Origin of the sequence: Anaeroplasma sp. (assembly GCF_034179385.1) — a bacterium.
Lineage (GTDB): Bacteria > Bacillota_I > Bacilli_A > Acholeplasmatales > Anaeroplasmataceae > Anaeroplasma.
This window is the reverse complement of sequence record NZ_JAXFPY010000080.1, coordinates 1-10311: the sequence shown is the minus strand read 5'-3', so window position 1 is coordinate 10311 and position 10311 is coordinate 1. Positions and strand designations below refer to the sequence as shown.

The window sequence follows — 10311 nt, the reverse complement described above, 5'->3', positions numbered from 1 at the left end:
CATCCTTGTGATATATTATACCACACTTTTTATAGAATTCATTCTAATAAATGGCTTTGCCACGTTAAATGCATATCACAAAAAATAAAAAAATTGAAAATATACAAATAGTTTTTGTGACAATATAATAAAAGTGTAAGGTGGTGTTAGCTATGATGACTATTTACGGAAAATATACAAATGCAATAGTATATGCGGATATATTAGACGATAAAACTAAAGAACAAATAAAAGTATTGGTTGATCAAGATTTTATGAAAGATGTAAAGGTTCGCATCATGGCTGATTGCCATGCTGGAGCTGGATGTGTAATCGGAACTACACTAGAAATTAAAGATAAAATTGTTCCTAATCTAGTTGGCGTTGATATTGGATGTGGAATGTTATGCGTTAATCTTGGAAAAATACAAATTGATTTTGAAGAATTAGATAATTTTATACACAATAATATTCCTGCTGGTATGAATGTAAATGAAGATATTATAAAAGCTAATGTAGTATTAGAAGATTTGAAATGCATTCATGAAATAAACAAAATAACATATTTAAAGAAATCATTAGGATCTTTGGGTGGCGGCAATCACTTTATTGAAATAGATGTTAATTCCAAAGGTGAGTACTATTTGGTAATACACACTGGCTCTAGAAATCTTGGTAAGCAGGTGGCTGAAATATATCAAAATAAGGCTATTCAATATCATGAAAATAAATTGCTTAATAAGAAAGAGGCAATTTCTAAAGTTATTACTGAATATAAACAAGCAGGAAGACAAAAAGAAATACAGGCTCTAATACAAAGAATATCACAAATGTATATACAATTGTCTATGCCAAAGGAATTTTGCTATCTAGAAGGTTCTGATTTCAATGACTATTTGTATGATATGGACTTGTGTCAAAATTTGCAACAGAGAATAGATTTGAAATTGCAAGAAGAATAACGAATTATCTAGGATTAAATATCGATGAATTGTCTAAGTTTGAAACGATTCATAATTACATTAATATGAAGGATAAGATTTTAAGAAAAGGATCTATTTCGGCTTATGAGAATGAGATAGTCCTTATTCCAATGAATATGAGAGATGGTTGTATTATTGCAAAAGGTAAATCTAATTCAAATTATAATTATTCAGCTCCACATGGTGCTGGAAGAGTAATGTCTAGAGGAGAGGCTTTTAGAACACTAACTGTAGAAGATTTTAAAAAGTCAATGGATGGAATATACACTACATCTGCTGATGAGACTACTCTTGATGAATCTCCTTTTGTATATAAGCCAATGGAATCAATATTAAATAACATTAAAGATACTGTTGATGTATTAGAAATAATAAAACCAGTTTATAATTTTAAATCTGCAGAATAGGAGGATTAAAATATGGATTATAGGAAAGTATTAGAATCAAGAGAATATGATTTCTTAAGAAATGATCCGCTTTTAAAAGATAATATCTTGTTTTTAACAGTTGCTGGTAGTCATGCATATGGTACTAATGTAGAAACATCTGATTTAGATATTAGAGGTGTAGTCTTAGAACGTGAAACTGACACACTTGGATTAACTGATTTTGAACAATATGTTGATGCTGAAACGGATACTGTTATTTACACATTAAAAAAGTTTTTAAAGCTTGTTAAAGAATGCAATCCCAATATTATCGAAATGCTTTATTCAAAACCAGAACATTATTTATATGTTTCCCCAGCTGGAAAAGTATTACTAGATAATAGAGATTTATTCTTAACTAAACGTGCAGCATATTCTTTTGGTGGATATGCGAATGCACAGCTTAATAGATTAGAAAATGCAATGGCTAGGGATACGCTAGCTGAACATGATAAAATGGAACATATTAATAGAAGTGTAGAGAATGCAGCTAAATCATTTGAAACTAAGTATAAGCTACCAGATGATGCAATTAAAACATATGTTGGTTCTTGGTATAATGGAATGGATGAAGAAATTCTAGTCGATTTCAAACTTGAACATTATCCTTTAGGTAGACTTAGAAGTATGATTGAGGAAATGACGAATGTTGTAAGAAATTATAACGAGACAATTGGCCAAAGAAACAAAAAGAAGGATGACCAACATTTGAATAAGCATATGATGCATTTAATTAGATTATATTTCATGTGCAATGAGATTTTAGAGTACAAAACAGTTCATACATTTAGAGAAAAAGAACATGAATTGCTTATGAATATTAGAAATGGAAAATATAGAAGTAGTGATGGTTATGTAACGGATGAGTTTTACACATTGTTAAATGACTTAAAAACAAAATGTGATAAGCTTAAAAAAGAAACTACTTTACCAGATTTTGTTGATACAAACAAGTTTAATAAACTTGTACTAAAATTATATAAAGAGGCAAGAAAATGAAAGTATTATTTCATGTGCCTGAATACATAAAGGCTATACAAGAAAGATTAATAAAAAATGAATATGAATGCTATCTTGTTGGTGGTTGCATTAGAGACACATTGTTAGGTCTTGATGTTAAAGATTATGATTTAACTACGAATTGCGATTTTAGCACATTGAAGTCTATTTTTACTGACTATAGCATTATTAATAATAACGGTGAAAAGCATAATACTATCACATTACATATTGGGGATGATAATGTTGAGATTACTTCATATAAGCACAATGCTGATGAGAAAAACTCAATTGAGAACGATTTAATGCATAGGGATTTGACAATAAACGCAATGGCATATAGTGATAGGATAGTGGATTTGGTTGGTGGATATGATGATTTAAAAAATAAAATTATTAGAGCACCAGGTAATCCTGTGGACAGAATAAAGGAAGATCCACTAAGGATTTTAAGGGCCTTGAGGTTTTCTTCTAGATTAGGATTTGAAATCGAAGAAGAAACGGCTAGAGCCATTCATGAATATAAAGAATTGTTAAGTAATGTATCCTCTGAAAGAATTAAAAGTGAACTAGATGGAATACTAGCTGGAGATAATGTTAAAAAGGTATTAAATGAGTATAAAGATGTGATATTTACTATTATTCCAGAGCTTAAGTTTACGGATGGATTTGACCAGAAAAATCCATATCATAATAATACACTTTATGATCATATTGTTCATGTATGTGGTAATGTGTATTCAAAGACACATGCAACAGGAAAAACAATTGTATTAACAAGAACAGCTGCATTGCTTCATGATATTGCAAAACCATTATGCTTTACTGTTGATGATAATGGCATTGGACATTTCTATGGTCATGCAGAAAAAGGTGCTTTAATTGCCTTAGAGGTAATGAAAAGATTAAGATATTCTAATGATGAAATAGAGAAGATTCAATATTTAATTATGAAACATGATACAACAATTAATCCAACAACAAAGAGCGTCAGAAAAAATCTTTCTAGCACTCCAAATCAGGATGAAGAACTATTTTCTATGCTATTAGAGCTTATCAATGCGGATAGATTCGATCATACAAGTTATGAATTAATGAATATAGATAAAATAAAAAGCATCGTTAAGCAAATTAAAGAAGATAACGAATGTATTAAACTAGCAGATTTATCTATAAATGGATACGATTTAATTGAACTAGGCATGTCTGGAAAAGAGATTGGTTCTACATTAAATTACTTACTAGAATTGGTAATGGATGATAAAATAAATAATAACAAAGAAGTAATGATTGAACTTATAAAAAAGAATAGAGGGAATTATCCTGGCTAACAGATTATTAAAAGATAATGAAGTGAAAAATACAATAAAAGAATATTCTGCTCTTGATAGGAAGAGAATTATATTCATAATCACATAGTCAACATAAAAATGGTTACCAACGTATTAATGTTAGTAACCATATTTTATTTCTTATGAAATTATCTTAGTGCCCTTTTTATTTTGTTGTCTACGAAACTGGCACCACTTCACTTGGTATTACAATATTTGTGATATTTTTTTATAATCTTACGATGAAATTACTTTCACATCCTATAAGCAAAATCATATAAACTTGTTTGATGTGAAAGGATTATTTAGAAAACCAATTTAAATCTACTTTTTTTAAAAAAATATTGGCAAACTAGTTGACAGAGTGCTAAAAAGTGCTATAATCTTAATTAGATTGGCACATTGATATATAGAGTGCCAACAGGAGGAGGCAAAAAAATGATTAGACCATTAAATGATAATGTAGTTTTAAAAAAAGAAAAACTTGTTCGTGAAACAGCAAGCGGAATTGTATTAAGTCAAAAGGAAGAAGAACCTGAATATGCAACTGTAGTTGCTGTTTCTGAAGGAAAAAGGAATGAAAAAGGTGAAATTATTCCAATTAATCTTAAAGTAGGAGATAAGGTAGTGTATAAGACTTATAGTCCAACTAAGATTAAAATTGACAATGAAGAATACTTAATATTATCATCAAATGATATATTAGCCGTTATAGAATAGGAGATGAATGAATATGGCTAAAGTTATTAAATTTAATTCAGACGCAAGAAATTCAATGTTAAAGGGAATAGATGAGCTTGCGAATACAGTAAAAGTTACATTAGGACCAAAAGGAAGAAATGTTGTTTTAGATAAGGGTTATGGTTCACCACTAATTACAAATGATGGTGTATCAATTGCTAAAGAAATTGAATTTGATGATTCATTTATGAATATGGGTGCTAAATTAATATATGAGGTTGCTAATAACACAAACGATGTTGCTGGTGATGGAACTACAACAGCTACTTTATTAGCTCAATCCATGATTCATAGCGGATTAAGCGAAGTTGAAAGAGGTGCTAATCCAATGCTTATGAGAGAAGGAATTGATGAGGCAGCTAAGGTTGTAAGTGAAAAATTGTTAGAGCATTCTCATAAAGTAGAATCTAGCAATGAGATTGCAAATGTTGCAACTATATCATCAGGTTCAAAAGAAATTGGTGATATTATTGCTAAAGCAATGGAAACTGTTGGAAAAGATGGAGTAATTAATGTCGATGAATCCCGTGGTTTTGAAACTTCACTCGAAGTTACAAAGGGAATTAAATATGATAAAGGCTATATTTCCCCATATATGGTTGGTGAATTAGATAAAACTAGTATTACAATGGAAGATACAGCAATTTTAGTTACAAACCAAAAAATTTCATCAATTCAAGATATTTTGCCATTGCTAGAAGAAGTTGTTAAGGTAAGAAAGCCATTATTTATCATTTGTGAAGATATGGATCAGGAAGCAGTTAATACTATTGTTATTAATAAATTGCGTGGAACATTCAATGTTGTAGCTACTAAAGCTCCTGGATTTGGAGATTCTTTAAATGAAACATTATCAGATATTTCATTGATTGTTGGAGCTAAGTTCATTGATAAAAATTTAAATATGGCATTAAAGGATGTCAAAATGGATGATTTAGGTGAAGCTAAAAAGATTATAGTTGAAAAGGATTCAACAACGATTATCGATGGAATTGGTAAAAAAGAAGATATTAATGCTAGAATTGATGAAATTAAAGCTATTGCCTTAAAGGAAAAATCAAAATATAGAAAAGAAGAATTACAAAAGCGTGCTGCTAAATTAGTAAATGGTGTTGCTTTAATTAAGGTTGGGGCAACAACGGAATCTGAATTAAAAGAAAAGAAATTACGTATTGAGGATGCCCTTAATGCAACAAAGGCTGCTGTACTAGAAGGTATTGTTACAGGTGGTGGATCCGCTTTAGCTGAAATCTATAAAGAAGTTAAACCAATTTTAAAGAGTGATATTACGGATGTACAACGTGGTATGAATGTTGTTATTGATTCTTTAACTGCACCACTTTATCAAATTGCTGAAAATTCTGGTTTCAGTGGTAAAAATATTGTTGATGAACAATTACAAAAGGAATCAGGCGTTGGTTTTGATGCTAAAGCAGGTGTTTGGACGGATATGTATAAATCAGGAATTGTAGATCCAACTAAGGTTACAAGAAGTGCTATTTTAAATGCAGCATCCATTGCTGGTCTATTCTTGACTACTGAAGCTGCTGTTGGCTCTTTAAAAGAAAAAGAAGCTAAAGCGAACCAAGAAATGTATTAATAAATTTTAATATTAATCTAATAAATAAAAGCCATATTAGCATATAAGCTTACTAATATGGCTTTTATTATCGTTCTGCATAAGAATGATTTAATTGTTTAGTCTGGAGGGCTTGATGCGATTTGAATGCAAGGCACTCGCTTAGAAGTTAAGATTTTATGCTTGATTATCCTCTGCATCATCAAAATATTTTCCATATCTTGTATATCTTTAGACATCTTCCCAGAAACTTGGCGTAATGTTTATGTAAATTTATTTAATGCGGAAATTACACCCCAAAAGCGGCCCAAATGGTTACATTTCTATTGTTGAAGAAAAGTGATTTGGTGATTTGAGAAACTATTTGAAGAATTTGTGGAATTATTTGGGGATGTTGCTCAAATCCCAAAAATAATATTAAAGTCAATATAAAAATGAACAATTAAGGTACAGTTATTTATATAGAAATAATACCTCTAAAAAAATCCGGTTTTTGCAAATTTATGCATTTAAAATATTCCGGTTTTTGCAAATATAAGGATAAAATGTATTCCGGTTTTTGCAAATCGATGTTGAAAATAGGCGATTTTAATATATAATATTAAATAGGAGATGATGTTAAATGTTCAAGCGAAAAGTATATAATTCATTGCTAGAATGGAAAGAAACTTCTAATGGTAGCACTGCTTTATTAATTGAAGGTGCAAGAAGAATTGGAAAATCTACCATTGCTGAATTATTTGGTGCTAATGAATTTCCGGCATATAAGTTAATTGATTTTTCAATATATGGTGATGAATTTAAGGGTGTTTTTGCAAATCTATCTAATATAGAAGATTTTTTTAGCGAATTATTTTTAAAACTTGGAATTCCTAAATTGCCAAATGGCAGTCTTATAATATTTGATGAGGTTCAATTTTTTCCTATTGCTAGGCAAGCGATTAAACATTTAGTAAAAGATGGAAGATATTATTATATTGAAACGGGTTCTTTAGTCTCTATAAAGGAAAACACACAAGATATATTAATACCATCTGAAGAAGAATCTATTTCAATGTACCCAATGGATTATGAGGAATTCTTATGGGCTTTAAATTTAGAATATGAAGCAAACGAATTAAGAAAATCTTATGATAATAGAAAGCCCATGAGTTTGAGCACACATCAGTTGTTGATAAAACACTTTAGAACTTATTTAGCAGTTGGAGGAATGCCACAAGCAGTTGATACATATGTAAAAACAAAAGATTTTTATAAGGTGGACAAGAGTAAAAAGAATATTATTAAATTGTATGAAGAAGATTTAAAGAAGATTGATAATAAGTATGGAACAATCTGTTACAATGTGTGGTCAAGAATACCATCAATGCTATCAACACAGTCTTCTAGATTTATTGTTTCTAGCCTAGACACTAGAAGTGATTCGATATTGTTTACTAATACTATGGATAAATTAATTGAATCAAAAATGGTTTTGCCTGTTTATAAATGCAACGAACCGACAGGAGGATTTAAATTAACAAAAAATGAGGACTATTTCAAATTGTATTTATCTGATGTAGGTTTATTTACTTCAATTATTTATCCAAATAATATTGTTGATTCGCAGGATGTTTATCAAAGATTAATCTTGGATAAACTATCTACAAACCTTGGGATGCTATTTGAAAATGCTGTTGCCCAAAGTTTATATTCATTAGGATTTGCTCCTTATTATTATTTTTGGTATGAAGGGAAAACAAAGTATGAAATTGATTATTTAATTTATAATAGGGGAAAAGTAATTCCATTTGAAGTTAAATCTAATAAAACATCATCTATAAAATCAATTGAATTGTTTAAAAATAAATATTCTAAAGTTATTGGTGAAAGATATTTTATTAAGTCAAAGCCTTTGGAATACGGGGATAATACTACAATCTTACCTTTTTATATGCTATTTTGTTTTAAGTAATAATATCGACTCTAATGATATATTCATAGAATAATTGCTAAATAACACTTTGTAATTTGATTTAATATTTATTACAAAATCACAAAAATCGCTTCAAATTAATGAGGCGATTTTAATCTCTCTAATGGCGTTTTCTATGCGATTCGAACGCACGACACTCGCTTAGGAGTTATATAACTCGCCAGGAATTTCTTAAAAAAATATTTAAAACTCGCTCGGAATTTCTTAAAAAATATTGAAAACTCGCTCGGAATTTCTTATAATGTTGTTGAAACATTATAAAGCGAGGAGGTTTATTATGTATTTTAAAAGAAAAATTGATTTAGATTTGGATTTATGGTTAAAACAACAAAATAAAGCTCCAAAATTAATTGTTGGAATTAGGCAATGTGGTAAAACAGAGTCCATAAGAAAATTTGCAGTTAGAAATAATCTTGATTTGATTGAAATTAATTTTTGGACTAATCCTGAGTATTCATCTGATTTCGATGGCGAATTAGATGTAGACACATTAATCAATAATATATCTTTAAGATTTCCAAATGAAATTATTGAACCTAGTAAATCGCTTATTTTCTTTGATGAAATTCAAGATTGTCCAAGAGCTCGATTATCATTTAAAAATTTTGAAAAAGATGGAAGATATAATGTTATAGGTAGTGGCTCATATTTAGGTATTAATGGATATGTAATTGGTGATACAACACCTGCGCCAACTGGGTATGATGATGTTTATCATATGAAAACAATGGATTTTGAGGAATTTTTATGGGCATTAGGATATACTGATATGCAAATTAATAGTTTAGTTGATTATTTTATACAAAAAAAAGCAATACCAGATAACATTAATAATATATATAAGAACATATTTTTAAAATATGCCTGTATTGGTGGATTTCCCAAAGTCGTTTTAGAGTATATTAATACCAAAAGCATTGTTTCTGCATATAAGGTATTAAATAATACTATATTTGATATGAAAACTGATTTTGGAAGAAGGAAAGATAAAAAAGGTAATCCAGTTTTTAAACCTTCTTTAGTATCAAGAATTCAAAATGTTTTTGATTTAATACCAACTTTCCTTGCTAAGGAAAATAAAAGATTCATTGTCTCAAAAGTATCTAGTGGGTCACAATATGAGAAAAATGATGCGATTGAATATTTAAAACAAGCACACATTGTTTCAAAGGTTCATAATGTTAGTGTGCCAACACTACCACTCGTTGGTTTTAAAATAGAGTCACAATTTAAATTATTTCCTGAAGATATTGGAATTGTAACATCAATGTATGGAATCGACACTGTGGCTGCGATAAATAGAGGAGATTTAGGTCAGGGTAAAGGCGCGATTTATGAAGCGTTAATTTTTGACTCACTAAATAAAGCAGGTATAGATGTATATTATTTTGCTAAAGAAAGTGGATTAGAAATAGATTTTGTAATATCTTATAATGGTTATTCAACTCTTTTAGAGGTTAAAGCTAAAACAGGAAACACAAAATCTAGCAAAACAGTTATGAATCATCCTGATCATTATGGTAAGACGAAATTAATAAAAATTGGCGATTATAATGTAAGTGAAAATAATGATATTATAACTATTCCTCATTATTTAGCATTTGTTTTAGGGAAAACGAAATATAATTTTTAAATACAATTAAAAGAGAGTTGGATTAATTTCCAACTCTTTTCAATATCCTTATGGCGTTTTCTATGCGATTCGAACGCACGACACTCGCTTAGGATTCGAAAAGTTTTGTAAAAATATCTTTTGAAATGATTTCGTGGAAAAATTTTAATAATAGTATAACAGTTTTAAATGCGAAAACATAATTAGTGTATAAAATATACAGTGATAATTGACAATTGAAAATTGAGATTGTACAATTATAGTGTATAAAATATACAGTGGAGGTAGGACTATGTTAAAGAAGATAATAATTAATAATATTAATTCCATTAACACATGTGAATTAGACTTTAAAAAAGGTAATTATCAATTTTTAGAAGATAACACAATTGACGATATTGCAAACCCTATTGCATTATATGGTCATAATGGTAGTGGTAAAACAGCAATATTTAATGCTGTTGCTAGCTTAATTAATTTTATGGTGGAGCCAGTTGAATTTTTAACTCCATTTGTTGTTAATAATTTTTTGTTTGATGAATATAAAAAGAATAAAGATGAGTCAAAAATAATTGGTTCAATTGAACTCTTATTTATGTTAGATGATGTAAATTTTGATTATTATATTGAAACATCAAGACTTGGTTATATATCAAAAGAATTCTTAAAAAAGAATGATGAAAT

The 10311-nt window shown here is 29.0% G+C and carries 9 protein-coding genes; all 9 read left to right on the top strand.

Annotated features, from left to right (window positions below):
* The first annotated feature begins 152 nt into the window (after nt 1-152).
* Nucleotides 153-941: an RtcB family protein gene (locus SPJ17_RS05345; protein WP_321093326.1), complete on the top strand. Its 789-nt coding sequence runs from the start codon at nt 153-155 to the stop codon at nt 939-941.
* Nucleotides 893-1369: an RtcB family protein gene (locus SPJ17_RS05340; RefSeq protein ID WP_321093325.1), complete on the top strand. Its 477-nt coding sequence runs from the start codon at nt 893-895 to the stop codon at nt 1367-1369. The genes SPJ17_RS05345 and SPJ17_RS05340 overlap by 49 nt, the downstream gene beginning before the upstream one ends.
* A gap of 12 nt (nt 1370-1381) precedes the next feature.
* On the top strand, nt 1382-2389 hold the full coding sequence (locus SPJ17_RS05335; RefSeq protein WP_321093324.1) for a nucleotidyltransferase domain-containing protein: 1008 nt from the start codon (nt 1382-1384) through the stop codon (nt 2387-2389).
* Nucleotides 2386-3720: a CCA tRNA nucleotidyltransferase gene (locus SPJ17_RS05330; protein ID WP_321093323.1), complete on the top strand. Its 1335-nt coding sequence runs from the start codon at nt 2386-2388 to the stop codon at nt 3718-3720. The genes SPJ17_RS05335 and SPJ17_RS05330 overlap by 4 nt, the downstream gene beginning before the upstream one ends.
* A gap of 438 nt (nt 3721-4158) precedes the next feature.
* Complete coding sequence (locus tag SPJ17_RS05325; protein ID WP_321093322.1) at nt 4159-4440, top strand: co-chaperone GroES; 282 nt, start codon at nt 4159-4161, stop codon at nt 4438-4440.
* 13 nt (nt 4441-4453) lie between these two features.
* Nucleotides 4454-6061, top strand: a complete 1608-nt coding sequence (gene groL / locus SPJ17_RS05320; protein WP_321093321.1) for a chaperonin GroEL — start codon at nt 4454-4456, stop codon at nt 6059-6061.
* 601 nt (nt 6062-6662) lie between these two features.
* On the top strand, nt 6663-7994 hold the full coding sequence (locus SPJ17_RS05315; RefSeq protein WP_321093319.1) for an AAA family ATPase: 1332 nt from the start codon (nt 6663-6665) through the stop codon (nt 7992-7994).
* 298 nt (nt 7995-8292) lie between these two features.
* Nucleotides 8293-9648, top strand: coding sequence for an AAA family ATPase (locus tag SPJ17_RS05310; protein WP_321093318.1), 1356 nt, complete (start codon nt 8293-8295; stop codon nt 9646-9648).
* 271 nt (nt 9649-9919) lie between these two features.
* Nucleotides 9920-10311: AAA family ATPase (locus tag SPJ17_RS05305; protein ID WP_321093317.1), on the top strand; the 392-nt coding region annotated here is incomplete at its 3' end.